Source organism: Haliea sp. (assembly GCF_041395985.1).
In the GTDB taxonomy this organism is placed as follows: domain Bacteria; phylum Pseudomonadota; class Gammaproteobacteria; order Pseudomonadales; family Halieaceae; genus Haliea.
This window is the reverse complement of the sequence record NZ_JAWKZJ010000008.1, coordinates 122,770-149,240: the sequence shown is the minus strand read 5'-3', so window position 1 is coordinate 149,240 and position 26,471 is coordinate 122,770. Positions and strand designations below refer to the sequence as shown.

The window sequence follows — 26,471 nt, the reverse complement described above, 5'->3', positions numbered from 1 at the left end:
CCACGCCCAACGGGAGGAACCATGTTCAGACGTCTGTGTTGGCTACTCGCCATGGTCCTGCTGGCGGCCTGCGGTGAAGGTGCGCGCGAGGAGGCTGGCCCCGGGCTGCCAGCGATCAGTGAGCACACCGCTGGCATGCAGTACATGGAGGGCTTCCAGAGCCTGTACTGGGATGAGGAGCGGGGACGCCTGTACCTCGAGATTGGCGAGTTCGAACAGCCCTTCATTTACGTCAGCAGTTTGTCCAGCGGGGTTGGCTCCAATGATCTCGGCCTGGATCGCGGTCAGCTGGGCAGCACCCGTCTGGCGCGCTTCACCCGGGTAGGGGACAAGGTGCTGTTGATGGCCGATAACCCGCTCTACACCGCCCGTAGCAACAATGCGGACGAGCGCCGCGCGGTTGATGAGGCCTTCGCCCGCTCTGCGCTGGCCAGTTTCCCGATTGTGGCAGGCAGTGCCGGGCGCGTGCTTGTCGACGGCACAGATTACTTCCTCAGCGATGTGCATGGCGTCGCGCGCCGCCTGCGCGACCGGGATGAGGGCGAATACCGCACAGACCCGGCGCGTTCGGCGGTCTACCTGCCGCGTACCCGCACGTTTCCAGACAATACCGAGGTGGATGCGCTGGTGACGCTGGCCGGCGAGCCTGCCGGCGAGCAGCTGGCCACGGTAACCCCGGACCCGCGGTTGTTGACTGTGCACCAGCATCACTCCTTTGTGCGCCTTCCCGAGCCGGGATACGAGCCGCTGCCTTATGACCCGCGCTCCGGGTTTATCGACCCGGACTACGATCAGCAACTTGCTGACTACGCTGTTCCCATCGGTGAACCCGTGCGTCAGCCCTACGCCTGGCGGCACCGGCTGCAGAAGAAAGACCCCGAGGCAGAGCGCAGCGAAGCCGTGGAACCCATAATCTATTACCTGGACCGCGGCGCGCCGGAGCCGGTGCGCAGTGCCCTGATGGAGGGTGCATCCTGGTGGAACGAGGCGTTTACGGCGGCAGGGTACGACAATGCCTTTCAGGTCAAGCTGCTACCAGAGGGCGCAGACCCGATGGATGTGCGCTACAACGTTATTCAGTGGGTACACCGCTCAACCCGCGGCTGGTCTTACGGGTCCAGCGTGCGTGACCCGCGCACCCAGGAAATCATCAAGGGACATGTGACGCTGGGCTCACTGCGGGTGCGTCAGGACTACCTGCTGGCCGAGGGTTTACTGGCGCCTTACGGGGAAGACGGTCATGTACCTGCAGACATGCTGGAGTTCGCGCTGGCGCGTATACGCCAGCTGGCCGCTCACGAAGTGGGCCACACCCTCGGACTGGAGCACAATTTTGCCGCCAGTGCAGACAACCGGGCATCGGTGATGGACTACCCGCATCCGTATGTGACGCTCACAGCGTCTGGCGAGCCGAACCTCTCTGCAGCTTATGCAACGGGGATCGGCGAGTGGGATAAACGCGCCATCATCTACGGTTACCAGCATTTCCCCGCAGCGGTAGACGCGAACGACGCACGTGAGCAGATTATCCGGGATACCTACGCTGCCGGGCTGCACTACGTGGCGGACGCACATGCCCGTGGTGATGCCTTTGCCGTCACGGCGGGCCCGGCGCACCCGTTGGGCAGCCTCTGGGATAACGGCAGTGACCCGGTGGCCGAGCTGAATCGGCTGATGACCCTGCGTGCGACGGTGTTGGCACGCTTTTCCGAGCGCACGGTGCGGTTGGGGCGCCCCCTGGCTCAGCTGGAGGATGTGCTGGTGCCCATGTACCTGTTGCACCGCTACCAACTGCAGGCGGCCGCCACCCTCCTGGGTGGGCAGGTGTTTACCTATGCCCTGCGCGGTGACGGACAGGTGCCTGTGGCTGCGGTGCTGCCCGCGCAACAGCGCGCTGCGCTGGAGGCGTTGCTTGCGACGCTGGCCCCGGAGGCGCTGGCCCTGCCTCCCGCCCTGTTGGCGCAGATACCGCCGCGTCCGCCGGGCTACAGCGACAGTCGTGAACTGTTCCCGCGTGACACCGGCTACGTGTTTGATCCCCTCGCGGCGGCGGCAACGGCAGCGGGCCTGACGCTGGACCTGTTGCTGAACCCGACCCGGGCCGTGCGCATGAACAACAACCAGGCGCGCTCTGCCGCCCAGCCGGGTTATGCGGAGCTGCTGGACGCCCTGCTTAAACGCAGCTGGTATGCGGACACCGAGCAGGGCAACGCAGGCGCACTGCAGCGGGTGGTGAATATGGAGACACTGCAGCGCTTGCTGCGTCTTGTGGGCAGCGGCGAGATTGAGCCGCAGGTGCGTGCGGAGAGCCTGGATGCCCTGCTGGCCCTGCGCGGCTGGCTGGAGCAGCGTGTGTCGGTGGTCCCTCCCGCGTGGCGGGCGCACTACCGTTTTGCGTTACTGCAGATCGCGCAGCTGTTGGACACGCCGGGCGCCATCGAAGGTTTGCGTACCCTCGAGGCCCCGCCGGGCTCTCCCATCTGAGGCCCCAGTGCGGGCGCTGGTCTCGCTTGTTATACCAGCAGCCGGCAGTCGCAGCCTCGGGGATGCCTGCCGGCTCACGGCTTTGTAGAGTGGGCGCAGGCAGTAACGCCATAATAATAACGATGGAAAGGATGTTCCTGTGCTGGAACTGGAAGCACTACGCCAGCAGGCGATGCTGGATACCGGGCTGGAGGATTTTGGCGACCCGGCGTTTTACGAGGCGTTGGAGCGCTTGCTGGAAGCGCTGCACAGCGAGGCCCGTCTGAACGACTTCGGTAGATTGCGCGCCGAAATGACCATTCTGGAAGGGCTCTCCCGCCGTCTGGAGATAGAAGATTATCTGGCGCGCCATCCGCAGGTGGCGGAGGAAACCGTGCTGCGGCCGGTGTTCATTCTGGGCCTGCCGCGCACTGGCACCACCGCATTACACCATCTGCTGAACCAGGATCCGCGCAATCGCACCCTGCGTCTCTGGGAAGCCCAGCAGCCCGTGCCGCCGCCGGAAACCGCAACGTACACCAGCGACCCGCGCATTGCCGCGCGTGCCGAAGGGGTGGCGCTCACCGAGACCTTCCTGCCGGGTTTCAAACAGACACACCTGATTGACGCAGAAGAGCCGGACGAGTGCTATATGCTGCTCAATCGCAATTTCATGTCGGTGGAATACTCGGCGCTGTTTCACGTGCCGAGCTATGCCAACTGGCTGTATACCAACCTGTGTCGCTCCGACAGCTATGACTACCACCGTCGGCAGCTGCAGCTGCTGCAGTCCCGCCACCCCGGGCAGTGGGTGCTCAAAGCACCGTTTCACCAGCTTGGCCTGCGCGAGATACTGCGCGTCTATCCCGACGCGATCATCGTGCAGACGCACCGTGCACCGTTGGCGTTCGTTGGCTCCGGTTGCAGCTTCAGCGAGGTGCTGCGGCGCAGCAGCAGCGATGTCATTGACCGGGCAGAAATCGGGCGTGACTGGATGACCATGCTCACCGCCTACACGCGCACCTTCGAGGCCGATCGTGCAGCGCTGGAGCCGACTCACCCGGGCCAGTTTCTCGATGTTTACCACGATGATTTTGTCGCCAACCCCTGGCAGCTCATCGAACAGCTGTATGCGTTGCGCGACATGCCGCTGGATGAGACAGCGCGTGCGCGCATGCAGGCGTGGCTGGATGCCCACCCGCGTGGCAAGCACGGCGTGCACCGCTACCGGCTGGAGGACTACGCCATCAGTCGCGATGAAGTGGCCGCGCTCTTTGCCGACTATATGCGGCGCTATCACCTGAGACTGGATGAAGAGGTAACGGTATGAATGAATCTGTAAACGCTGAACAGCGCGTCATGGACGGCAGCACTTGGAGCGATTTCTGCGATGCGCTGAAAGCCGCGGGCGCGCTGGTCGACGCCGAGAAAGCGCCCCAGGATGCGTTTACCCGGGCCGAGGGCTACCGCTACCTTTCGCGCATGTTGCGCGCCGGGCTGGAGAGTTTTCTGGAGGCGGGTGACCCGCGGTTTCCAGAGCTGCGCTGCCCGGCCCACGAAACCATCAAACTGGGGGCTGACAATCCCGACAATCACTACCAGACGGCGACCATTGATCCGCAGTATGACTATCGCATCACGGGTACGCGCGGCACTGTGAACTACCTGGGTTTTGGCACGGTGATCAATCGCTACAGCAGTGGCGGCGGCATGAAGACCGACGGCTGGCTGGATTCGCGGGACATGGAAATCAACCCGGACGGCACGCTGGAGATTATTGTCAGCCAGCGGCAACAGCCCGGCAACTGGCTGCCGATGGGGCCGGAGACCAATTCGCTGAATGTGCGCCAGACCTTTCAGGATCGCCGCAACGAGACCCGCGCCGAGATCCGCATAGAGCGCCTGGGCGCGGAGCACGAACGTCCCGACCCCCTGTCGCCGGAGAAGCTGGATCGCGCCCTGCAGGGCGCGGTGCAGTTCATACGCAGTACGACGGGGCTGTTTGAAGGCTGGGCTGCGAGTTTCCTGCCCACGCTGAATCAGGTGGCGCCGGCGGATCAGGCATTTTGCCAGGCCATTGGCGGCGACCCGAACATTTATTACTTCCACAGCGCCTGGGCCCTGGCGCCGGACGAAGCACTGTTGATTGAGGCGCCGGTTGTACCCGCCTGCCAGACCTGGAACTTCGTGCTGCAGAACTGGTGGATGGAATCACTGGATTTCCGCTACCACCAGATCCACTTCAACAAGCACACCGCGACCTATGAAGACGGCGGTGGTGTGGTGATCGTGGTGGCCCACGAGCAGCCACCGCAGGCGAATTGGGTGGAAACTGCGGGCCATCACAGCGGTACCCTGTGCTGGCGCTGGATCGGCGCGAGCGAGCACCCGCCGGTGCACGCCCGCGTGGTCAAGTTCAGCGAGTTGGGAACACTGCCCGGCCGCCGGCGCTAGCTGCCCAGCAGGCGCTCCCGGGCAGCCGCGTACTCCCGCTGCAGGCGGGCGACAAGCTCGCCTGCAGGCAGGATCTCTTTGACCGCCCCGATGCCCTGGCCGCAACCCCAGATATCCTTCCAGGCCTTGGCATCGCTGTTGCCGCCCGAGCCAAAGTTCATCGCCGAAGGATCGCTCTCGGGCAGGTTGTCCGGGTCCAGCCCGGCGGCTTCGATGGAGGGACGCAGGTAGTTGCCATGTACACCGGTGAACAGGTTGCTGTAGACGATGTCCGCCGCGCCGTGGTCGACGACGGCCTGCTTGTAGGCCTGCTCGGCGTTGGCTTCCTGTGTGGCGATAAACGCCGAGCCGATGTAGCCGAGGTCGGCGCCCATTGCCTGTGCGGCGAGTATGGCATCGCCGGTGGCGATGGAGCCGGACAACAGCAGCGGGCCATCGAACCACTCGCGAATTTCCTGAATCAGCGCAATCGGTGACAGAGGGCCTGCGTGACCGCCGGCGCCGGCGGCCACCGCGATAAGGCCGTCCGCGCCTTTCTCGATTGCCTTGCGCGCGAAGCGGTTGTTGATGATGTCGTGCAGGACAATGCCGCCGTAGCTGTGCACCGCCTCATTGACCATCTCCTTTGCTCCCAGCGAGGTGATCACGATGGGTACCTTGTACTTTACGCACATCTCGAGGTCGTGCTGCAGGCGGTCGTTGGAGCCGTGCACGATCTGGTTGACGGCAAAGGGTGCCGCCGGGGTGTCCGGGTGTTCGGCGTCCCAGGCCGCCAGTTCGCGGGTGATTTTCTCCAGCCAGACGTCCAGCTGCTCGGCAGGCCGCGCATTCAGTGCGGGGAAAGAGCCGACAATTCCCGCCTTGCACTGGGCGATGACCAGGTCCGGGTTGGAGACGATGAACATGGGCGCGGCAACGGCCGGCAAGCGCAGTTTATCCTTTAGAATTGCGGGTAGTGCCATGGGAAGGGGCTCCGGTTGACCGATGAATTTATGCAATTTATTGCATATTTGGTCAATATGCAACCTTTTGCATGGAGCGCGCACCAGGAGTAAGCTGACGAACTCCGGTCAGACCGTCACACAAGGTTAACAGTCGCAGCCATGGCTCTCTCTCACGCAATCATGACTGCTCTCCTGGAAGATGACATGTCGGGCTACGAGCTCGCCAAGGCCTTTGATATTTCACTGGGCCTTTTCTGGCGCGCCAGTCACCAGCAGATCTACCAGGAGCTGCACAAACTGGCAGACCGCGGCTGGCTGCAGTGCGAGACCGTCGCCCAGGCCGGCAAGCCGGACAAGATCGTCTATGCGCTGACCCAGGCCGGCCGCGATGCCATGGCGGAGTGGGTGCTGGGCAACTCGCGGGTGCAGGAGGGCAAGGATGATCTGTACGTCAAACTGTACAACCTGTCAGAGGCCAACGCCGCGCATCTGGCGGTCGAGATCGGGCAGCGGCGGGAGCAGATGATGCAGCGGCTGTATCTTTATGAAAAAATCCGCCGGCGTCACTACGCGGATCCGGACGCACTGCCCGTGCGGCGCAAGGGCGTTTATCTGGCGCTGCTGGCGGGTATCCGCCAGGGCGAGCACTTTCTCGCCTGGTGTGATGAGGCACAGGCGATGTTGGGGGATATCGGGTAGCCTGCAGCCTGGGGCATGCCTCCTCTCAGAGGCTTGCTTTTGTCTCTGCAAATGCGTGCAGCGCCGCGTCGATATCCCCAGTGCTCAATGCTGCGGACATCTGGGTGCGGATGCGCGCCCTGCCTTTCGGTACCACGGGAAACGAGAAAGCCACCACGTACACGCCCCGGGTGAGCATCGCCTCGGCAAACCGCGCTGCGGCGCCAGCATCGTGCAGCATCACGGGCACAATCGGGTGTTCCCCGGGCAGCAACTCAAAGCCCAGTGCCTGCAAGCCCTCGCGGAAGCGTGTGGTGTTGTCGGCCAGCCGGGTGCGCAGGGTCGGCTCGGACTCCACCAGCTCCAGTGCCTTGATCGCGCCGGCCACCACCGGCGGCGCCACGGTGTTGGAGAACAGGTAGGGGCGCGAGCGCTGCCGCAGCAGGTCGACCACTTCCTGGCGCGCCGCTGTGTAGCCGCCACTGGCGCCGCCCAGCGCCTTGCCCAGGGTTCCGGTGATGATATCCACCCGGTCCATGCAACCGCGGTACTCGTGTGTGCCCTTGCCGGTGGCACCCAGGAAGCCGGTGGCGTGGCAGTCGTCGAAATGCACCAGGGCACCGTACCGGTCCGCCAGGTCGCACACCTCGTCGAGACGCGCAATATAGCCGTCCATGGAGAACACCCCGTCGGTGGTGATCAGCTTGAAGCGTGCGCCCGCCGCATCCGCGGCCTGCAACTGCGCTTCCAGGTCCGCCATGTCGTTGTTGCGGTAACGGAAGCGCCTGGCCTTGCACAGGCGGATGCCGTCGATAATGCTGGCGTGGTTGAGTTCGTCGGAGATGACCGCGTCCTCCTCGCCCAGCAGTGTTTCGAAGAGCCCGCCATTGGCGTCGAAGCAGGAGGGATAGAGTATGGTGTCGTCCATGCCGAGAAATGTCGACAGCCGCTGCTCCAGCTGCTTGTGCAGGGTTTGGGTGCCACAGATAAAGCGCACTGAGGCCATGCCATAGCCCCAGTCCCGCAGGCCCTCCGCTGCAGCCGCGTTCACCGCCGGGTGCTGTGCCAGCCCCAGGTAGTTGTTGGCGCAGAGGTTCAGCAGCTCCCTTTGCGCCACGCCGACATGGGCACCCTGGGGTGTGGTGATGAGTCGCTCGTGCTTGGTCAGGCCGGCGGCATCAATCTCCGCCAGCTGCCCGGCCAGGTGTTCGCGAAATGCGCTGTACATGGTGGTTCAGTCCTCCCAGTTCAATACGACTTTGCTCGCTTCGCCCGAGCTCATGACATCAAAGCCCTGTTGAAAGTCGCGGAAGCTCATGCGGTGGGTGATAACCGGAGAGATATCCAGCCCGGACTCGATCATCACCGACATCTTGTACCAGGTTTCGTACATCTCGCGACCGTAAATCCCCTTCAGGGTGAGCATGTTGAAAATCACCGTGTTCCAGTCGATGGCGGTGTTTTCGCTGGGGATGCCGAGCATGGCCACCTTGCCGCCGTGGCACATGTTGGCCAGCAGGTCGCGGAAGGCCTGGGGGTTACCGGACATTTCCAGGCCCACGTCGAACCCCTCGTCCATACCCAGTGACTTCTGGACCTCGGCAATGCTCTCCCGGCTCACGTTGACCGTGCGGGTGGCGCCCAGGGTGGCCGCCAGCTGCAGGCGCTTGTCGATGACATCGGTGATCACCACGTGGCGCGCGCCGGCGTGTTTGCAGACGGCCGCCGCCATGGCGCCGATGGGGCCGGCACCGGTAATGAGGACGTCTTCGCCGAGCAGGTCGAATTGCAGCGCGGTGTGTACCGCATTGCCGAAAGGGTCGAAGAGGGCGGCTACATCGAGATCAATACCGGCGGAATGCTCCCACACGTTGGACATGGGGAGCGCCATGTACTCGGCAAACGCGCCGGAGCGGTCGACGCCGATGCCGCTGGTCTTTGCACACAGGTGGCGTCTGCCCGCCATGCAGTTGCGGCAGCGACCGCAGACCACATGGCCCTCGCCAGAGACGATCTGGCCGGGGCGGAAATCGACGACATTCGAGCCGACAGCAACAATCTCGCCCACGAATTCATGGCCGACGATCATTGGCACCGGCACTGTCTTCTGGGCCCAGGCGTCCCAGTGGTAAATGTGCATGTCGGTGCCGCAGATGGCAGTGCGTTTAACCTTGATCAGCACATCGTTGATGCCGAACGCGGGCTCGGGAACCTCTTCCAGCCAGAGGCCGGGACGGGCTTCTTTCTTGACCAGTGCTTTCATGAGTATCTACACCATAATGGAAATTATCCGGTATAGTAGAGACCTAGAATCCTCGATACAAGAATATTCTCTACTAAACTGGAAATCGTATGTCGAAATCCTCTCTCGATCCGGCCAGCAAGGTGCTTTGCGAACGCGTGACGGAGCTTCGCCAGGCGCACGGATTCACCCTCGAGCAGTTGGCCGCCGCCTCCGGGGTCAGCCGCTCCATGTTGAGCCAGATCGAGCGCGGGCAGGCCAACCCGACGCTGGCAGTGACCTTCCGCATTGCACAGGCCTTTGGTCTGAGTATAGGCGAACTGGTGGATGATCCCCTGGCCAGCGGTTTGATTGAAGTGGTGCGCGCCAACGACCCCTCCAGCCTGTTTCGCGCCGACAGCGAGTGCCAGATTCGCACACTGTCGCCCCTGCACATGGAAAAGCACGTGGAGTTCTATGAACTGCAGCTGCAGCCGGGTGCCAGTCTGGACAGTTCGGCACACTTCAGCGGCACGCGGGAGTTGCTGACACTTTCGGCGGGCGCGGCGCGGGTTGTGGCGGGAACCACCGAGTGTCGCCTGGACAGCGGTGATTCGGCCCACTACCGCGCGGATGTGGAGCACAGCATCCGGTCACTGGGCGATGAGCCCCTGCGCGGCTACCTGGTCGTGACCTACAAGTAGCGGCCCGGCCTGCGCGGCCCGGCCTGCGCGGCCCGGCCTACGCGGCCCGGCCTAACTACATAAACCCGGTTGGGATGGTCGGGGGTGGGGCAGTGCGTCGGCATGCATTGCGCGGAGGCTTCTGTTATATCGGGTGTAAGAATACCAACACAGACGAACAGGAGTGGGCCATGCAGGATCTCGATTTCACAGGCAAGATCGTACTGGTTACCGGCGGCGGTGCTGGCATTGGTCGCGCCATCGTTGAGGCGTTTGCGACGCGCGGCGCGCGACTGGTGGTGGCGGAGATCAATGCCGAGCGCTGTGCCGATTTGCGGGAGGCCCTGGCCGCCAGCGCAACCGATGCACTGGTCTCCAATACCGACGTCTGCGACCGCGCGGCAGTCGACGCCCTGATGGCCGAGGTGCAGGCGCGTTTCGGCGGGCTCGATGTGCTGGTCAATAACGTTGGCGACTTCCTCGGTCTCATCAAGCCCTTCGCGGCCTGTACCGACGAGGATCTCGACCGGCTTTATGCTGTTAACCTGAAGCATATCTTCACCGTGACGCGTGCTGCCATACCGCTATTGCAGTCGCGTGGACGGGGCGGCAGCATCATCAGTATCTCGTCCATTGAGGCCTTTCGCGGCATCCCCATGGTAACCACCTATTGTGCCTTTAAACACGCGATTACCGGGTTCACCCGCAGCCTGGCGCTGGAGCTGGGACCGGACGGAATTCGCGTCAACGCTATTGCACCTGAAACCACTGAGACCGACCAGGTGCGTCCATCTGAACTGATCGCGCCTGAGCATCAGGCGCACATCCGGCGCTGGATACCGCTGGAGCGCTTCGGCAGGCCACAGGATGCCGCAGGCTGTGCATTGTTCCTCGCTTCCGAACTGTCTGCCTGGGTGACGGGCACGACGATAAATCTCGATGGCGGTGCGCTCGCGGCGGCGGGCTGGTATCGTGACCCCAATGATCTGTGGACCAATGTGCCGGTGGTTTCTGGCAACGGTTTCAATTTCTGACTGTCGGGTCCAGAGCGTACATTCGATAGACAACGAGGACTTCCGTGACTGATTCAACACCGGGCGCCGCGCCGCGCGCCTATATCCTGTCGTTCCAGTGTCCAGACCGGCTGGGCGTTGTGGCTCGCTACTCCCAGCTGTTTCTTGAGGCCGGTGCCTTCATCACGGAGATTTCCAATTTCAGCGACCCGGTCAGCAACACTTTCCATTTGCGTTGCGTCTTCGACGACCGCGCCATGACGGTGCCCTATACCGAGTTCTGCCGCCGCTTTGCGCTGCTGGCGGACGATATGGGTATGCAGTACCGGTTGCGCCCCGCCGACGACCTGCCACGTGTGCTGCTTGCCGTGTCCCGTTACGACCACTGCCTGGTGGCCCTGCTCACGAAGTGGCGCGCAGGTGCGTTACCCGCGACCCTGGTGGGTGTGGTGAGCAACCACGAGGACTGCCGTGAACTGGTCGAGTGGTACGGCCTGCCCTACCACTACCTGCCGGTGACCCCGGAATATAAGGCTGAGCAGGAAGCGAAGCTGCTCCAGGTGTTCCGCGAGGAGGGGGCGGACCTGCTGGTGCTGGCGCGCTACATGCAGATTCTTTCCGATGCGCTCTGTGCCGAGCTCGCGGGCCGCGCGATCAACATCCACCATTCATTCCTGCCCGGTTTCAAGGGCGCCCGGCCTTATCACCAGGCCTATGACCGCGGAGTAAAGGTCATCGGCGCCACGGCCCACTACGTCACCCGTGACCTCGATGAAGGGCCGATCATTGCCCAGGAGGTCAAGGCGATTGACCACCAGGTGTCGGTTGAGCAGATGATTCATCTCGGTCACGACACCGAGGCCATCGCCCTTTCCCACGCCGTGCGACTGCACTGCGAGGAGCGCGTGCAGCTGAATGGTCAACGCACGGTGATTCTGTAGCGGCGGCGCGCCGCGTCAGGGTTTCCAGGGCACGCCGTTGATATGCCCGCCACCGTCCACGTAGAGGGTGTTGCCGGTGAGGTAACGCGACCCTTCGCTGGCGAGGAACAGCACCACCGGCGCAATGTCTTCCTCCGGGTCTCCGCTGTAGCCCATGGGGATCATCTTCTGGATGCCGGCCATCATTTCCGGCATCTCCGCCATGCGCGCACGGAACGCCGGGGTCGCTGCGCCCGGGCACACCGCGTTGCAGGTGATGCCGTCCTTCCCCCATTCGACGGCGGCGGTGCGGGTCAGGGTGCGAACCGCTTCCTTGGCACAGTTGTAGTCAACCGTACCGGCGTGGGCATTGACACCGTTGAGCGAGCACATGTTGATGACACGTCCCCAGCGCTGCGCTGCCATCACCGGATACACCGCCTGCATCGCGGCCGCGACGGCATGAAACCCCGCCATCATTGAACCCTGCAGGCGCTCATCGCTGATGCCGCTCACCGTGGTGCCCGCGCTGCCGGTGGGGTAGGCGTTGTTGACCAGTACATCTACGCGACCGAAAGCGTCCAGCGCCTGATTGACCATCGCGCGTACGCTGGCCAGATCGCGTATATCGGTTTCGATGAAGAGCCCCTTGCCGCCCAGGGCGGGTAGCGCGTCGGCGACAGCCTGGCCTCTGTCGCGGTCGATTTCGGCGACGACTACCGTCCAGCCATTGCGGGCGAAGACGCGAGCCAGGCCCTCGCCAATACCGCCGCCGGCGCCGGTGATGATGACCACTTCAGGTGTGTGCATGTCAACTTCCTCTGCTGCGAGTCGCAGGAATATACTATCGAAGCCTGGCGACAGGCAATTTTGCGGTCGGCACGTCGCCCCGCAGGCCCGGTTCGACGCATCGCGAGTCGCGCCCGGCGCCGACCCGCCGATGCTGGACGGGTAAACGAAGAAAATCACCGGGGAGGGAGCAGATGGAGATCGTGAGCAGGGCACTCAGGTTTGGTGAAGGGCCGCGCTGGCGCGATGGCTGGTTGTGGTTCTCCGATATGCGGGACAGCGCGGTGAAGCGTGTACGCCCCTGCGGTACGCAGGAGACCGTGCTCAGGCTGGAAGGCGACCCTTCCGGGCTGGGCTGGTTGCCCGACGGGAGTCTGCTGGTGGTTTCCATGCGCGATCACCGGCTGTTGCGTTGGACCGGGAGTAGGCTGGAGACCCTCGCCGACCTGTCGCCCTGGTGCGGCGGCCCCGCGAACGACATGGTGGTGGACCAATTCGGCAACGCCTTTGTGGGCAACCTGGGTTTTGACTTCAGTGAGGGTGAGGCCATGCGCTCCACTGTGCTGCTTCGGGTTGACGTTCGAGGCAGGGTGGCGGTGGTCGCTGACGATCTTGCCTGTCCCAACGGTATGGCGATTACGCCGGACGGCAGCACCCTGGTCGTGGGTCAGAGTGCGTCGTCCGACCTGCTGGCTTTCGATCTGGACGACGCTGGCAATCTTTCCAACCGGCGGGTTTATGCGGCTCTGACGGAGGGGCGGGTCTGTGATGGCCTGTGTATGGATGCTGAGGGCTGTGTCTGGGTTGCCTCGCCGATGACCCATGAGTTTTTGCACATCCGCCCCGGCGGTGAGTTGCTGCAGCGTGTGGACACGGGCGAACGGTTTGCGATTGCCTGCATGCTGGGCGGTGATGACCGCCGCACATTGTTTTGTCTCACCGCGGCGTCTCTGGAGGTGTTCGGGGATCCCGAGCAGATCGGAGGGCAGGTAGCCAGCATGCGTGTCAGTGTTCCAGGGGCGGGTTGGCCGTGAACCGGCCCCGCAGCGCGTGCGTGGTGGTACCGGCGGCGGCAGCCCTGTGCTAACCTGCCGCGGTGTACAGCAGAGGATGGGACATGAAACGGCAGAGTCTTTTTCGCGCGGTGGCGCTGGGTGCGCTGACTGCACTGGTCGCGGGCTGCACCTGGGTCAAGATCCCGGATGAAGCGCGTGCCCTGCCGCTGGTGGAGGCGTCCGAGGTTGCGCAGTGCAAGCGCCTGGGCAACATCACCACCAACGTCGCCTGGAAAGTGGCCGGCATTGAGCGCGGTGAAAACAAGATTCGTGTTGAACTCGACAATCTGGCGCGTGAGCGCGCGCTCAGTATGGGCGGCAACGCGGTCGTGCGTGAATCCATCCACGAGGGAACGGGCGATTACACCGCCTGGCTCTGTCCCTGATCCACGTCCCCACGGGGCGTCGCTGACGCTGCCGGAGGTGTCCACAGGATGACAGTGCCCAGGTCCCGGGGCAGCGCAGGCAATTATGTACCTTCAGTATTTCGGCCTCAGTGAAACGCCGTTCTCCATTGCGGTAAACCCACGCTATCTGTTTATGAGTCCGCGTCACCGCGATGCGCTGGCGCATCTGCTTTACGGCGTGGGCAGCGGCGGTGGCTTCATACTGCTCACCGGGGAGGTGGGCACCGGCAAGACCACGATCAACCGCTGCCTGCTGGAGCAGCTGCCCCCCGACACTGATATCGCCATCGTGTTGAACCCGGCCTTGAATGCGCAGGAGCTACTCGCCACCGTCTGCGATGAACTCGGCATCGAGTATGACGCCAACCAGCTGTCGCTGAAGGCGTTGACCGACAGCCTGCACGCCTTTCTGCTGCGGAACCATGCCCAGGGACGCAAGACGGTGCTGTTGATCGATGAGGCCCAGCACCTGGATTTTGAGGTGCTGGAGCAGATCCGCCTGCTCACCAACCTGGAAACACACAGCGAAAAACTCTTGCAGATTGTGCTGATAGGCCAGCCTGAGCTGGCGCAACTGCTGCAGCGTCCGGAGCTGCGTCAGCTGAATCAGCGCATCACAGCGCGATATACCCTTGCGCCCCTCAATCAGGCTGAGACGGCGGCCTATATCCGCCACCGGCTTCAGGTCGCCGGGCTTCCTGCCGGGCGCGAGTTGTTTCCGCCCGAGGTGGTGCGCGGTATTCACCGCGCGACCCGCGGGATACCCCGGTTGATCAACGTGGTGTGCGACCGCGTACTGCTGGGTACCTACGGCCGCAATCGCACGGTGGCGGATCGGCAGGTGCTGGCCCAGGCCATTGAGGAGGTGCTGGGTGAGCCGGTCACTGGTGCACGCCGCTGGCTGCAGCTGTGGCCGCTGGCTGCGGCGGCACTGGTGCTGCTGGTCGGCGTGTGGTGGCTGGCGGGAGTGAGTCGGCTCGCAGCGCCGGCGCCATCGGCGGCCTCAGCACCGGCAGCCACGCCTCCGGTTGCGGCAGCCGCCACACAGCCGGCTCTGGCAGCACCACCGCCAACACAGGCAGTGGCCGCACCGGTGCAGACCGAGGCGCCTGTTTGGGAGCTGTCGCCGGCGGAAGCGCTGCAAACCCTGTGGCAGTTGCAGGCGCCGGGTCCGGCGCCACCACTCGACCTGCTGTGTGACAACAGCATTCGCTTTCCCCTGAGCTGCCTGCGCGACAGCGCCGATACCTGGCAGGAGGTGATAGCGCTCAACCGGCCCGTCTTGCTGGATCTGGTGACTGCTGATCGATTTGCGGCCGCTGCCGTGTTCCTCGGTGAGTCATCGGGCAATGCCCTGCTGTGGTCCGACAAGGGCCTGATGCGTGTGCCGTTTGTGCAGTTGGCAGAGCGCTGGCGCGGCGGCTACCGACTGCTCTGGCGCCCGCCTGAGGGCTTCTCGGGGCCCGTAGGACGCTCGGACTCGGGGCCGGTCGTCGCAGATATCGCGGGACTTTTTGCCGAATTGGACGGGCAGGCCGAGCCGCTGGCTCTGGAGGATTACTCTCCGCTGCTGGCGGAGCGCGTGCGCCTGTTTCAGGCCAGCCAGCAGCTCAGTGCGGACGGGGTGGTTGGCGAACAGACCCTGCTGCGGCTGAACATCGCCGCGGGGCGCGATCTGACCGCGGCGGCGGCGTTGCAGCGATTGACGGCGGGGGCTGAGGCGCAATGATTCTTACCCCGGCAGTACAGGAGCGCCTAGCGTGTCGCTGATTCTGGAAGCGCTCAACCGGGCGCGTCGCGAGCAGCAGAATGCCGCGCCGGTGCCCGGTGTAGACAGCATACATTTCGAGGCTGAACCGCAGCAGCACCGACAGCGCTGGGCCTGGTTCCTGCTGGCCGCAGGAGGGGTTCTGGTGGTCGGCATACTGCTCGGCGGATATGTCACACGGTTTGCCGGGCCCGCCGTGCAGTTTCCGGTGCAGCCTGCGACGCCGCTGTTGCCGCCGCCCAGCGCATCGACAGAGGTCGCACCCACGGCTCAGGCAACAGCACCCCCAGTGGCTGTTGAGGCGATAGCGCCGGTCATGCCTACCCCGGTGGAGACGGCTGCGCCTGCGACCGCATCGGCAATGCCCGAAGAACGCGAGGCCAGCCCGGATGTGGCCGCCCTGTATGCCGGTGCCGCCCAGCTCGCAACCGAAGTGCCCGAGGTGCAACCAGCACCCGCCGCGGAGGACAGTGTTGCAGGCGCCGAAGACCCGCAGCCCAGAGCCGAGAACAGTGTGGATATCGCCGCCCTGGCGGCCGCCGCGGAGCAGGCGCTGGAGGATGTGCGACTTGCCGAGCACCCTGCGCCTTTTCTTGCCGAGCTTTCCCAGCAGCGCAAGGACGCGGTACCCACCCTGATGTACCTGCAGCATGATTACCGCGCGGAAGGCGGCTCCAGTGTGACCATCAACGGTCAGCAGGCGTCGGCCGGGCAGTCGGTCGGCCGCGGCGTGCGGGTGGATGAGGTGTTGCCCGACTCCGTCGTGCTCAGCCACGAGGGCGAGCAGTTCCGCTTGCGGGCACTGAACAGCTGGGTCAACCTGTAACCGGAAACGCTGCTTCAGTCGCGGCGCTATAACACCAGAGGGAGCAGTGCAGCGCGCTCGAAATCCATGGGCAGCGCATCGCGAGCGCGCTCCCAGGCAAGCTGTGAGTGGTCGCGGGCCGCCTGCTGCAGCGCCCGGTGGTCGAGTTGTGAAAGAGCGGCGAAGGCTTTTTGCAGCCTGATTTGCACCGCGATATTGCCCGCCCCGTCGCGGGCAATCGGCGTGAATACATCGTCCAGCAGATCGTGCACTGCAAGTGTCTGGAACCAGACCTGTGCCTTCGGCGCTTCGCCCTCGGCGTCCGTTTCCGCCTCCGTCGTGGCCCAGATTGACAGTGCGCGCGTGGCACGCCCGATCACATCGATGGCGGTGCCGGCGTCGTTCACCCCCGGTGAGAGTGCGCGTGAGGCGATTTCCCCCAGCACAATCAGGCCGAAGCGGGGGTCATAGTCGAAGGTGCGTGCGCGGCCGAGGGAAAACGCTGCCTGGATGTTCTCGAGCACTGTCTGCGGGCAGTCGCCCCCCGCCACGCAGGCCAGCGGTGTCTGCAGGTTGGTCAGGGTACCGGGTTCCACCAAGACGAAGATCTCCAGCCCGTGCTCCGCACTGCACTGCAGCAGCGCTGCCATATCGATGTGCTCCACGTAGCCTACTCTGTTCGCCAGAACCCTGCCTGCACCGACCGGGATACGTTGTTGCACTGACTCACAGGGGCGTGCGCCGATTCCGGGAAAGCGCGCCCGCCCCACCAGCGCCCGGGTGGCGACGTCCTCCACCCGCTCGACGGTTTCCGTCACCTTGGCCAGCTCGGAGAGGTGCTCGATCCAGCGTATCAGCGCAATGACAATCAACATGATGATCAGCACGGTGGTCAGAAATAGGACCACGTGTCCGCGCTCTCCGTATACGCCGGCATTCAGCGCCACAAGCCCGACAAGGCTGAACAGAAAGGTGCCGATGAACACGCTCAGGGCGTGCCTGGAGACTTCGTTGTCCATCACCAGCGCGGTCGCACGCGGCGACGTGCTTACCGTCACGGAGCCATGGGCGGTCACCAGGGTGGCCAGCGAAAATGTGGCGACCGCAAGCATGCTGGATGCGAGAATGTTCAGGATTCTGCCGACCGCATCCGCTGTCACCAGATCGGACATGCCGGGAGGGATTACCGGCGTCAGCCAGATGCCCAGCAACACTGAAATAAAGCCGGCGACCGTGTAGAGCAGGGCGATCAGCCACAGCTTACGCGAAACCTTGCGCTGCAGCCATTGCCAACGCTTTGTCAACCGCATGTGCCCCACCCCCATGTGTGTTATCCGTCCCCTGTGATCGCCGTTGTCGACACGATTCACAGCACTCCTTGATGGAGAGTACACTGCATAGAGGGTCAGGATCTGCTTTTCGCCATACTGCAGGGCCCGGTTCCCGGTTTGCAACACGAAGCGACGGATAATACTGACAGACAATCGGCTGCTGGCGGGCATCAGCGACCGGGAGGGCCTCTCTGCCATGAAATGGACACACCACCATGCCACCATCAACGGCATTCGCATGCACTATGTGGAGCAGGGAGCCGGCGTGCCGGTGGTGCTCTGCCACGGTTTTCCCCACCTCTGGTTCAGCTGGCATCGCCAGATCAGTGCACTGGCGCAGGCCGGTTATCGGGTAATTGCGCCGGATATGCGCGGTATGGGGCAGACCGAGGCGCCGCTGCCGCTGCAGGCCTATGATATCGATCACATCACGGCGGACCTGGTCGGCCTGCTGGAGCATATCGGCGAGCCTCGGGCCGTGTTCGCTGGGCTGGATTTCGGGGCCTTTGCCGTCTACGACCTTGCCCTGCGTCACCCGGAGCGGGTGATTGCCGTGATTGGCCTGGAGAACCCGGCCGCGCCGCACAACCCGGATGAGCCGCCGCTCACGGAATACCGGCGCATGGGCGAACAGCACTTCCTGCATATCGAGTATTTCCGTGAACCGCCGCGCGCAGATCGGGAACTGGCGGCGCAGCCCCGGCGGTTTTTACACAAGGTGTTCCATACGCTGAGCGGGGCCTGCAATTACTTTGACATGTTCCGTCACCCGCCGGGCACGTCCTATATTGATGCCATGGAGGAGCCGCCACCGCTGCCCTGGCCGTGGTTGTCGGAGCTCGAGCTGGAGTTCTTCGTCGCCGAATACAGTCGTACTGGCTTTACCGGGGGACTCAACTGGTACCGTGCGTTTGACCTCAAGTGGGCGCAGCGCAAGCCGTTTGAAGGGGTGCAAAGTGCGGTGCCTGCCTACTTCCTGGGCAGCGAGCACGATGTCGATCTCGAGGGCTTTCACGGTGAAGACCCGATCGGCCAGATGCGGGCCATCTTTCCACAGCTGCGTGCGGTGCGCATGATTCCGGGTGCTGGACACATGGTCCAGCTGGAGGCCTCGGATGCGGTAAACGAGATCCTCCTCGACTACCTCGCTGATATCGTCAGTCAGGACGCCCAACTGTCGCCGTGAGCGGCCACGAGGCCGTCTACGTCAGTGGATAGCGAGGTGCAGGCCTTCCTTGCCGAGCAACGTCACCTCCTGCTCGAGTTCCCGCGCCGTAAGCGGGTGGCGCTGTAGCCACGCCGGCGGAAACTCCAGGCTGATACCGTCCTCGTGCGCATGCACGGCAAAGTCGGGCAGGGCCTCCAGCTGTTCGACGTACTTGAACAGCAGCGCCAGCCGGAACAAGGTGACCAGGCGCAGCAGACGGGGGCGATCGCTCTCGGCCACGCCAGCCCAGAGCGGATGGTCCAGTTTGCCACGCTGTGTGGCGGCGAGAAGCGCCATCTGCTCCTGCTCTTCCTGGGAGAACCCGGGCAGGTCGGCATTTTGCAGCAGGTAGGCGGTATGGCGCTGGTAGTGTTTGTGTGAGATGGCCATGCCGATCTCATGCGTCAATGCCGTCCGTTCCAGGAGGTCGCGGTCGGTTCTGCGCAGTGACCAGCCATCGCGACTGGCGTTGAACAGGGTGCGCGCTCGACGGGCCATCAACTCCCCCATGACCGTGTCCACGCCGTAGCGTTGCATCAGCGCATTGATGGTGCGTTCACGCACATCTTCGTGCCCAAGGCGCCCCATCAGGTCGTAGATCACACCTTCGCGAAGTGCACCCCGTGAAGTTCGCAGCTGCGTGATGCCCAGCTCATCGAACAGGGCGCTGGTAATGGCGACACCGGCCGCGATGACGTTGCGTCTCTGGCTGCTCAACCCCTCCAGATCAATGGCATCGAAGTGCTTGAACTGCAACAGGCGCTTTTCCAGCTTCGCCAGTGCCTTGCGTGTAATCCCTCCCTCACTCCAGCCCTGGCTGACCAGCACCGATTCAATGGCCTGCAATGTGCCGGAGGAGCCCACACATTCTGCCCAGTGGCGTGAGTGAAAGTGATAGCGGATGTGGGAAACCTCAAGCCGGGCCCGCTCGTACGCGGCGCGGTAGTGACTACGGCTCACTTTGCCCGCGGGAAAGCAGCTGTCCGAATAGGAGACACAACCCATTTGCAGGCTTTCCAGCCGCTGGGGTTCAAACCGCTGGCCGATGATCAGCTCGGTGCTGCCGCCGCCGATATCAATGACCAGCCGTGACTGGGCGTCGTCGGCCAGCGTGTGGGCCACCCCCAGGTAAACCAGGCGAGCTTCTTCTCCGCCGTACACCACATCGACCGGCGCCCCGAGAATCCGCTGGGCGGGCAGGGTGAACTCCCGGCGGTTGTCAGCCATGCGCAGGGCGTTGGTGCCGACCACGCGGATGCGCTCCGGATCGACACTGCCGAGCATTTGTGCAAAGCGAGCCAGGCAGTCGAGGCCACGTGCGATGGCGTCCGCGGACAGTCGTCCATCCACCAGCCCCGCCCCTAACTGGACTTTCTCTGCCAGTGCCTCGACCGGGCGCATTTCGCCATGCTCGACGCGGGCGACGATGAGGTGAAAGGAGTTGCTTCCCAGGTCGACGGCTGCCAGCAGGCTGCCGTCGGCGAGAGGCGGTTGTACAGGGTGCGACAAGGCAGTGATGTCCCGTGCTCGTGTTCGGAGGCCTCCATGATAGCGGATGCCCTCTGCTGGCGCACGGAGAACGGCGTGATCAGGTGAGTGCGTAGGCCACGATGAGCAGGGTGACGAAGCCGATGCCGGCGCTGGTCAGCACCACTCTCGGCGTTGTTTTCGAAAGCTCGACTAACGGATCCCCGCCGCGCTGCACCCGGGCAATGACCGGCCACTCAATGGCACCGGCGAAGGCCAGGCTGCCAACGCTGGCCGCCAACAGTGCAATGCTGCAGGGTGTCTCTGCCGGAATGCTGAGCATGAACAGGGCAATGGCTGCGAGGGACCCCAGCGTGCCCGCATAGCTCATAACGAGGAACTGGCGCGGGCTGTTGTGCTTGAAATCCCATTCGAAAGCGAACAGGGCCAGGCGGGACGGACGCCGGTAGCGCCCCCGCGTGGCGATAGCGCCCAGGTAGTGGAACCATTCATGAACCAGGGTGCAGATGATGGCGCCGGCAGCTGCACCGCTGAGTACACCCAGTATTGCGGCAATAGGGAGTGCGGAGCTGCGGAACCAGTCATTGGCTGCCGCGAATATTGCCAGCAGCAGGGCGACGGTCGCAGCATGCGCAAGCGCCACGTTTCGGGGGTGTATGCCGCCCTTGGCGGAGACGGTGGTGTCTAGCGTGTTGTCCATGGTGCTTCCCGCTCAGGTAAGACCGATGGAGATTGTACGCGCCTCAGCGGCGTCTGGATCCGCTCCCCGGGGGGTGCTATTTACGCCCTGCGCCCGAGGGCCGTGCGGCGTACCCGCCCGGTTGACCGCTGATGCCTGACTGGATGTTCTGGATCTTGCCGCCGGTCTTCAGGAAAGCGCGCGTTTGTTCTTCTATGGAGTTGGAGGTCTCCACCGCCGCGGGCTGCTTTTTCTTGGCGGGTGCGCGTTGGGGCTTGGCAGACATAACCGGGTCTCTTTAAGCTGGACGGCCGGACAGTGTACCACAGCTGGCGCGCAGATGCTCCGGGCTACCCGATCACCACCCGGCGCGGCACGCGCGCTGGCATACGGGTCAGCAGTTCATAGCCTATCGTGTGTGCTTTTTCGGCCACTTCGGCAACCGGCAGGCCGGCGCCCCACAGAACCACGGGGTCGCCCAGGGCGACGCCCGGCAGGTCGGTCACGTCTACGCTGATCATATCCATGGAGACGCGGCCCGCCAGGGGCGCGCGTTGGCCGTTGACCAGTACCGGCGTGCCGTTGCCTGCGCCGCGCGGGTAGCCATCCCCATAGCCGACAGTCACGGTGGCTATACGTGAGGTCCGTGTCGCCTGCCAGGTGGCACCGTAACCTACCGCCTCGCCAGGCGCGATATCGCGCAGCGAGGTGACCCGCGAGACCAGGGTCATGACCGGACGCAGCGTATCCGCCGCGGTGTGGGGGGCAGCGAAGGGTGAGTTGCCCCAGAGCATGAAGCCGGGTCGGATCCAGTCGTAGTGGCTGTCGGGCCAGGCCAGGGTCGCCGGCGAGTTTGCGGCGCTGCGCTCTCCCGGGAGTGCCTGCGTCAGCCGCTCGAAGCGTGCGATTTGCTGCAGGGTTGCGGGGTGATCCAACTGGTCGGCACAGGCGAAGTGCGTGGTCAGTACCGGTGGCCCCGCAAGCTTGCCGCAGGCCAGCAGTCGCTGATGAAATTCGGCGACCTGCTCCGGCGCCACGCCCAGACGGTGCATGCCGGTATCCACTTTCAGCCAGCAGTGCAGCGGCGCCGGCAGTGTCGCCCGCTCCAGCCAGACCAGCTGTGTGGCGTTCTCTATGGTCAGCCACAGCTTGTGTTGCGCGGCGAGAGGCACCTCATCGGGATGAAAGGCGCCCTGTAATAGCAGGACGGGCGCGCGAATGCCCGCATCGCGCAGCTCCAGTGCCTCTTCGAGGCAGGCGACCGCCAGCGCGTCAACCAGCGGCTCCAGTGCCCGGGCCATGGTGGTGGCACCGTGCCCGTATGCATTTGCCTTCACCACCGCCATCACCCGGGATCGTGGTGCCAGCCGGCGTGCGAGGGCAAGGTTGTGGCGCAGCGCTGACAGGTCCAGCCGTGCCTCGCAGGGTCTGGCCATCAGTAGTCGTACCGATGCCGGGCAAACAGGGTTTGGGCAGCCAGCCAGACATCACCCACCTGTCCGTCACCGACGGGCTGGTTGTCGATGGACAGCACCGGTGCCACTTCCTTGCTCGAACTGGTGAGCCAGACTTCGTCCGCGCTACGCACCTCATCCATGGTGATTACCCGCTCGGCAACCGGGATGCTGCTGTGTCGACGCAGCATGTCGAGCAGCATGAGGCGGGTAATGCCGGGCAATTTCTGATGATCCAGCGGTGGTGTTGCCACCGCGCCGTTGGCGACAATGAAGACGTTGCAGGCGGCAGCTTCTGTCAGCTCACCCGCCTGATTGTAGAGCAGCGTCTCACCGTGGCCCCGGCTGTGTCCATGCTGGTAATGCATGACGTTGCCCAGCAGGGCGGTGGATTTGATGTTACAGCGTCGCCAGCGCAGATCTTCCGCCGTGGAGACGTGAAAGCAGCGTGCCGCCGCCTTGTCCGGTGCTGGGGGTGGGGCAATGTCGAAAGCGAAGGCGTAGCGAGTCGCTGTGATGTCCTCCGGGTAGGCGTGATTGCGCCGCAGGTCTGCACCGCGGCTGATATGGAAGTAGAGGCCGAGGTTGCCACCGCCATTGCGTTGCACGAGCTCATCGGCAATGGTCCGCCATTCCGCCTCGTCCAGCGTGACTTTCAACTCGATGGCGTCAAGGCCCTGCTGCATGCGCTGCATGTGCGGGCCAAAACCCACCAGCTTTCCAGCGTAGGAGGGCACCACCTCGTAGATACCGTCGCCGAAGAGAAAGCCCCTGTCCATGGGAGAAATACGGGCTTCGCTCATGGGCAGATAAGTGCCATTCAGATACACGATACTCATAGTCGTACCTTAGCCGGGTTAAAGAAAAATACCTTCATGCCGCCGCCTCAAGGAACCCTGTTAGCGTGCGCAGCTCACGAATCACCGCCTCGCCTTCGGAGGGGGGCAGCCCGTCTTCAGTGAGCGTGTTCGCTCGCGTCACGCCGTCTACGCTGCCGCGCTCTGACAGGTAGCGCAGCGTCTCCAGGGCTGAGAATTCTGACAGCAGGTCGCGCTCTGCCCAGAGTCCCAGAAAGGCCAGCAGCCCGTAGGCGCCCCAGTTGGAGACGTCCGCCACCAGCAATTCGTCGCAGGGCGTAACGGCCACGCGAATATCGAGACCGGCGATGGCCTCGGCAATATTGCCCATGCCGATTTCGTTGCCCCCGTCGCCGATGGCAATGGTGGGGCAGTGTGCAAGGGTCAGAAAAGGGTCGAATACACCGCACTGGGCGCTGATATCCTCCCCGCGCATATTGTAGTAGCGGCCATCAGCGGCGAGTCCCGGTCGCTCGATGCTGATAATGGCGCTGGGCTGGTTATCTGCCAGCCAGCGGGCGGCGCTGGCCGAGCCATCATCCGCGGGGTCCCGCTCCAGGGGCAGGATACGATAGCTGCTGGCCAGCACCTGTGCCAGTGGTGTGGCGCAGGCAATCACTGGCCGTGCACCGAGTGCCTGCAGGCCGTTATACAGGGCGATGGCGCCGACGGGACCATCGGTCTCGAAAGTGCCTGCCACGGGAAAGCCGGTGCCAATCAATACCGTGCCGCGGATATCGTGTAGCCGGCGTGCGGCGCGCAGGTAATAGCCCGGCGGGAGTGCCGCGCGGGCAACCTGCATCTGCCGTGGATTGCGCGCCACCAGCAGGCTTTCAATGGCTTCACTCAGGGCCTGTTCATCCACGGTTCTCACTCCTCGGGCAGGGGCTGCAGGGGCAGGTGTTGTAAACGCCAGTGATGCATATGCAAGGCATTGTGCGCCGCATGGGGACTGATTGCCGCAAAGTGCACCGTGCCCCCGGGGCTCAATTGGCTCATGCGGGATGCATCGATGGAGATCGCCGAGCCCAGCTTGGGATAGCCGCCGATGGTCTGCCGGTCGTTCAGCAGCACAATCGGTTGGCCGTCTGCCGGCACCTGAATGGCGCCGAGGCAGATACCCTCGGAGACGATGCCTGCGATGTCGCAGCGAATCACCGGGCCCTCCAGACGATAGCCCATGCGATCAGCACGTTGCGATACGGACCAGGTCGCGCTGTAAAAGCGTCGCTGTTGCAGGCGGTCAAAATGCTGCTGCTGGTAACCCGGCACTACGCGAACAGTCAGTTGTCCCGCGTAATGGGGTCTCTCGGCCGGCGGTACACACAGGCGTGGACGCCGGGTATCGCTGCGGCAGGGCAGGACGTCGTCGGGTGCCAGTTTCTCTCCGCGCAGCCCCCCGATGCCCTCGCGCAGTACGGTGGCGGTGCTACCGAACTGCGGGGTAACCTGAAAGCCATCGACCACACCGAGGTAATTTCGGCAACCCCGCTGCGGATGGCCCAATTGCACCCGGTCGCCCTTGTGTACCCGGTGGGTGGTCCACAGGTCTGCGGGCTTTCCGTTGACAAGGAGGGGGGCGTCAGCGCCGGTTACGCAGAGCAGGGTGTCCGTGTCCACCTCCACCTCGAGGCCGCCAAAACTGCACTCGAGCAGCGTGCAGTCGGCGCTGTTGCCGAGCAGCCGCTGGCAGAGCAGAAAGGCTTCCAGATCCATGGGCCCGCCTGTGGTGAGGCCCAGGTGATGCTGGCCAAAGCGCCCGCGATCCTGCAGCAGGCTGAGCACGCCGGGTTGGCGGACGCGCAGGCTCATGACAGTTCGCCGCCCAGTGCCAGAAAACGCTGCCGATCAATCGGCTCGAAGCGCACCCGGTCGCCTACGGCAACCGGCATGGGCGGGTTGTGTTCCGGATCGAACAGGCGTTGCGGGCAGTTGCCAATCAGGTTCCAGCCGCCCGGCGACACGGCGGGATAGACGGCGGTCTGGCGGTCGGCGATGGCCACGGCACCGCGGGGCACACGCTTTCGGGGTGTAGCCAGTCGTGGTGCGGCGATCCGGGAGTCGACGTGGCCGAGGTAGGCGAAGCCGGGGGCAAAGCCAATGGCATACACGGTGTACGCGGCGGCGCTATGCAGCGCAATCACCTCCTCGATGGCGAGCCCGCACTCCCTCGCCAGTCGCTCCAGGTCTGCGCCGCTCTCGGTACTGTAATACACCGGCAATACGATTTCCCGGCCGCCCTCGGCGGCGATGGCTTTGGCGATTGTCGGCTGCAGGGCCTGCAGCCGCCGCAAGACGCTGAAATGGTCTGTGCGCAGGGCATCGTAAATCACCAGCAATGATGCGTAGGATGGGACGAGGTCAATCAGGTCATCGCCCAGAGTGCCGCGTGCAGCCTCCGCGGCCGCTCGTACCTGTGCCGCCTCGCGCGGGCCGGCAGGTTCGTCCCCCGCCTCATTCGCAAAGGAGATCAGGATCGCATTCTCACCGGCGTGCCGCAGCTGCATGGCTGTCATGCGCCCCCTGCAATCAGCTGCCTGATCTCCTGAATGGCATTTACACCGTCCGGATTGTCGCCATGTACGCAGAGCGAGTCTATGGCCAGTGCCAGTGATTTGCCGCCGTGGGTGGTGACGGTGCTGTGTTCGAGGATCTGCCTCACCTGATCCAGCATGCGCTCTCGCGCGTGCACGGCGTCGGGCAGGCGCCGGGACCGCAGGCGTCCGTCGTCGGCGTAGCAGCGGTCGGCGAACGCCTCAAAGAGCAGGGTCAGGGCGTATTTCCTGGCCTCCTCGCGATGGCTGTCCGCCTCGGGCGTTGCCTGCAGCATCAATGCCAGCGGTCTGTGATAGCCGGCCACGCTGCGCATGACCGCTGTGCGCACGGCATCGTCGGCCATCATGTCGTTGTACAGGGCACCGTGTGGCTTTACATAGGTGATCTGCAGGCCGTGGCAGGCAGCCATGCCGTCCAGTGCGGCGATCTGGTAGCGCAGGCTGCTGGCCAACTCGTCTTCGCTGAGTGCCATGCTGCGCCGGCCGAAGCCGACCAGATCCGGGTAGGCCGGGTGAGCGCCCACGCTGACCCCGTGACGCGCTGCCAGAGCCAGGGTGCGGTCGATCGTCAGTGGGTCGCCGGCGTGGAAGCCGCAGGCGATGTTGGCCTGGTCGATATGTGGCATGACCGCGTCGTCCAGGCCCATGCGCCAGCTGCCATAACTTTCGCCGAGATCACAGTTGAGCAACATGCAAGCGA

General features: G+C 64.0%; 26 protein-coding genes. 12 read left to right on the top strand and 14 right to left on the bottom strand.

The window, feature by feature from the left end:
• Positions 1 to 21: 21 nt before the first annotated feature.
• From R3E49_RS14870 to R3E49_RS14860, 3 genes are all read left to right on the top strand, one after another.
• On the top strand, positions 22 to 2,484 hold the full coding sequence (locus tag R3E49_RS14870) for a zinc-dependent metalloprotease (protein WP_371295766.1): 2,463 nt from the start codon (positions 22 to 24) through the stop codon (positions 2,482 to 2,484).
• A 139-nt stretch (positions 2,485 to 2,623) separates the two neighbouring features.
• Positions 2,624 to 3,793, top strand: a complete 1,170-nt coding sequence (locus R3E49_RS14865) for a sulfotransferase (RefSeq protein WP_371295765.1) — start codon at positions 2,624 to 2,626, stop codon at positions 3,791 to 3,793.
• The gene (locus R3E49_RS14860) at positions 3,790 to 4,917 is read left to right on the top strand and encodes a DUF1214 domain-containing protein (RefSeq protein ID WP_371295764.1); all 1,128 of its coding nucleotides are present in this window, start codon (positions 3,790 to 3,792) and stop codon (positions 4,915 to 4,917) included. The genes R3E49_RS14865 and R3E49_RS14860 overlap by 4 nt, the downstream gene beginning before the upstream one ends.
• On the opposite strand, the gene R3E49_RS14855 is transcribed toward R3E49_RS14860, so the two are convergent.
• Complete coding sequence (locus tag R3E49_RS14855; protein ID WP_371295763.1) at positions 4,914 to 5,879, bottom strand: NAD(P)H-dependent flavin oxidoreductase; 966 nt, start codon at positions 5,877 to 5,879, stop codon at positions 4,914 to 4,916. The two genes, R3E49_RS14860 and R3E49_RS14855, sit on opposite strands and share 4 nt — an antisense overlap.
• A gap of 141 nt (positions 5,880 to 6,020) precedes the next feature.
• Here R3E49_RS14855 and R3E49_RS14850 point away from each other — a divergent pair, with 141 nt between their 5' ends.
• Positions 6,021 to 6,560, top strand: coding sequence for a PadR family transcriptional regulator (locus tag R3E49_RS14850; protein ID WP_371295761.1), 540 nt, complete (start codon positions 6,021 to 6,023; stop codon positions 6,558 to 6,560).
• Positions 6,561 to 6,585: 25 nt separating this feature from the next.
• Here R3E49_RS14850 and R3E49_RS14845 read toward each other — a convergent pair whose 3' ends face one another.
• Together R3E49_RS14845 and tdh are read right to left on the bottom strand one after the other, a co-directional pair.
• On the bottom strand, positions 6,586 to 7,767 hold the full coding sequence (locus tag R3E49_RS14845) for a glycine C-acetyltransferase (RefSeq protein WP_371295760.1): 1,182 nt from the start codon (positions 7,765 to 7,767) through the stop codon (positions 6,586 to 6,588).
• A gap of 6 nt (positions 7,768 to 7,773) precedes the next feature.
• Complete coding sequence (gene tdh, locus R3E49_RS14840) at positions 7,774 to 8,802, bottom strand: L-threonine 3-dehydrogenase (RefSeq protein ID WP_371295759.1); 1,029 nt, start codon at positions 8,800 to 8,802, stop codon at positions 7,774 to 7,776.
• An 89-nt stretch (positions 8,803 to 8,891) separates the two neighbouring features.
• On the opposite strand from tdh, the gene R3E49_RS14835 reads away from it, so the two are divergent.
• The 3 genes from R3E49_RS14835 to purU all read left to right on the top strand — a co-directional run bounded on the left by R3E49_RS14835 (position 8,892) and on the right by purU (position 11,397).
• Entirely contained in the window at positions 8,892 to 9,464 is a 573-nt protein-coding gene (locus R3E49_RS14835) for a helix-turn-helix domain-containing protein (RefSeq protein ID WP_371295758.1), read from the top strand.
• 170 nt (positions 9,465 to 9,634) lie between these two features.
• Entirely contained in the window at positions 9,635 to 10,477 is an 843-nt protein-coding gene (locus R3E49_RS14830; RefSeq protein ID WP_371295757.1) for an SDR family NAD(P)-dependent oxidoreductase, read from the top strand.
• A 44-nt stretch (positions 10,478 to 10,521) separates the two neighbouring features.
• Positions 10,522 to 11,397, top strand: a complete 876-nt coding sequence (purU, locus tag R3E49_RS14825; RefSeq protein ID WP_371295756.1) for a formyltetrahydrofolate deformylase — start codon at positions 10,522 to 10,524, stop codon at positions 11,395 to 11,397.
• A 15-nt stretch (positions 11,398 to 11,412) separates the two neighbouring features.
• On the opposite strand, the gene R3E49_RS14820 is transcribed toward purU, so the two are convergent.
• Positions 11,413 to 12,186: an SDR family NAD(P)-dependent oxidoreductase gene (locus R3E49_RS14820; RefSeq protein ID WP_371295755.1), complete on the bottom strand. Its 774-nt coding sequence runs from the start codon at positions 12,184 to 12,186 to the stop codon at positions 11,413 to 11,415.
• A 173-nt stretch (positions 12,187 to 12,359) separates the two neighbouring features.
• On the opposite strand from R3E49_RS14820, the gene R3E49_RS14815 reads away from it, so the two are divergent.
• The 4 genes from R3E49_RS14815 (at position 12,360) to R3E49_RS14800 (ending at position 16,221) form a co-directional block, all read left to right on the top strand.
• Positions 12,360 to 13,199, top strand: a complete 840-nt coding sequence (locus tag R3E49_RS14815; protein ID WP_371295754.1) for an SMP-30/gluconolactonase/LRE family protein — start codon at positions 12,360 to 12,362, stop codon at positions 13,197 to 13,199.
• Positions 13,200 to 13,282: 83 nt separating this feature from the next.
• Entirely contained in the window at positions 13,283 to 13,606 is a 324-nt protein-coding gene (locus R3E49_RS14810) for a DUF4156 domain-containing protein (protein WP_371295753.1), read from the top strand.
• A gap of 85 nt (positions 13,607 to 13,691) precedes the next feature.
• Complete coding sequence (locus tag R3E49_RS14805) at positions 13,692 to 15,356, top strand: AAA family ATPase (protein ID WP_371295752.1); 1,665 nt, start codon at positions 13,692 to 13,694, stop codon at positions 15,354 to 15,356.
• 31 nt (positions 15,357 to 15,387) lie between these two features.
• A complete protein-coding gene (locus R3E49_RS14800; RefSeq protein WP_371295751.1) occupies positions 15,388 to 16,221 on the top strand; it encodes a general secretion pathway protein GspB in 834 nt (277 codons plus the stop codon).
• A 26-nt stretch (positions 16,222 to 16,247) separates the two neighbouring features.
• Here the strand turns inward: R3E49_RS14800 and R3E49_RS14795 are convergent, their stop codons facing one another.
• Entirely contained in the window at positions 16,248 to 17,510 is a 1,263-nt protein-coding gene (locus tag R3E49_RS14795) for a DUF2254 domain-containing protein (protein ID WP_371295750.1), read from the bottom strand.
• A gap of 217 nt (positions 17,511 to 17,727) precedes the next feature.
• Between R3E49_RS14795 and R3E49_RS14790 the strand changes: the two genes are divergently transcribed.
• Positions 17,728 to 18,717, top strand: a complete 990-nt coding sequence (locus tag R3E49_RS14790) for an alpha/beta fold hydrolase (protein WP_371295749.1) — start codon at positions 17,728 to 17,730, stop codon at positions 18,715 to 18,717.
• 21 nt (positions 18,718 to 18,738) lie between these two features.
• Here the strand turns inward: R3E49_RS14790 and R3E49_RS14785 are convergent, their stop codons facing one another.
• From R3E49_RS14785 to R3E49_RS14745, 9 genes are all read right to left on the bottom strand, one after another.
• Complete coding sequence (locus R3E49_RS14785) at positions 18,739 to 20,247, bottom strand: Ppx/GppA family phosphatase (protein WP_371295748.1); 1,509 nt, start codon at positions 20,245 to 20,247, stop codon at positions 18,739 to 18,741.
• Positions 20,248 to 20,326: 79 nt separating this feature from the next.
• Entirely contained in the window at positions 20,327 to 20,926 is a 600-nt protein-coding gene (locus R3E49_RS14780) for a hypothetical protein (protein ID WP_371295747.1), read from the bottom strand.
• 76 nt (positions 20,927 to 21,002) lie between these two features.
• On the bottom strand, positions 21,003 to 21,191 hold the full coding sequence (locus R3E49_RS14775; protein WP_027948541.1) for a hypothetical protein: 189 nt from the start codon (positions 21,189 to 21,191) through the stop codon (positions 21,003 to 21,005).
• 64 nt (positions 21,192 to 21,255) lie between these two features.
• Complete coding sequence (gene alr, locus R3E49_RS14770; protein ID WP_371295746.1) at positions 21,256 to 22,341, bottom strand: alanine racemase; 1,086 nt, start codon at positions 22,339 to 22,341, stop codon at positions 21,256 to 21,258.
• Positions 22,341 to 23,198 (bottom strand): aminotransferase class IV, encoded by an 858-nt coding sequence (locus tag R3E49_RS14765; protein ID WP_371295745.1) that lies wholly within the window; start codon positions 23,196 to 23,198, stop codon positions 22,341 to 22,343. Before R3E49_RS14765 ends, alr begins: the two co-directional genes overlap by 1 nt.
• 34 nt (positions 23,199 to 23,232) lie before the next feature.
• Positions 23,233 to 24,081 (bottom strand): DUF4392 domain-containing protein, encoded by an 849-nt coding sequence (locus tag R3E49_RS14760; RefSeq protein ID WP_371295744.1) that lies wholly within the window; start codon positions 24,079 to 24,081, stop codon positions 23,233 to 23,235.
• 5 nt (positions 24,082 to 24,086) lie between these two features.
• Complete coding sequence (locus R3E49_RS14755; protein WP_371295743.1) at positions 24,087 to 25,028, bottom strand: biotin-dependent carboxyltransferase family protein; 942 nt, start codon at positions 25,026 to 25,028, stop codon at positions 24,087 to 24,089.
• Entirely contained in the window at positions 25,025 to 25,732 is a 708-nt protein-coding gene (pxpB, locus tag R3E49_RS14750) for a 5-oxoprolinase subunit PxpB (protein WP_371295742.1), read from the bottom strand. The genes R3E49_RS14755 and pxpB overlap by 4 nt, the downstream gene beginning before the upstream one ends.
• A complete protein-coding gene (locus R3E49_RS14745) occupies positions 25,729 to 26,463 on the bottom strand; it encodes a 5-oxoprolinase subunit PxpA (RefSeq protein WP_371295741.1) in 735 nt (244 codons plus the stop codon). The genes pxpB and R3E49_RS14745 overlap by 4 nt, the downstream gene beginning before the upstream one ends.
• Positions 26,464 to 26,471 lie beyond the last annotated feature (8 nt).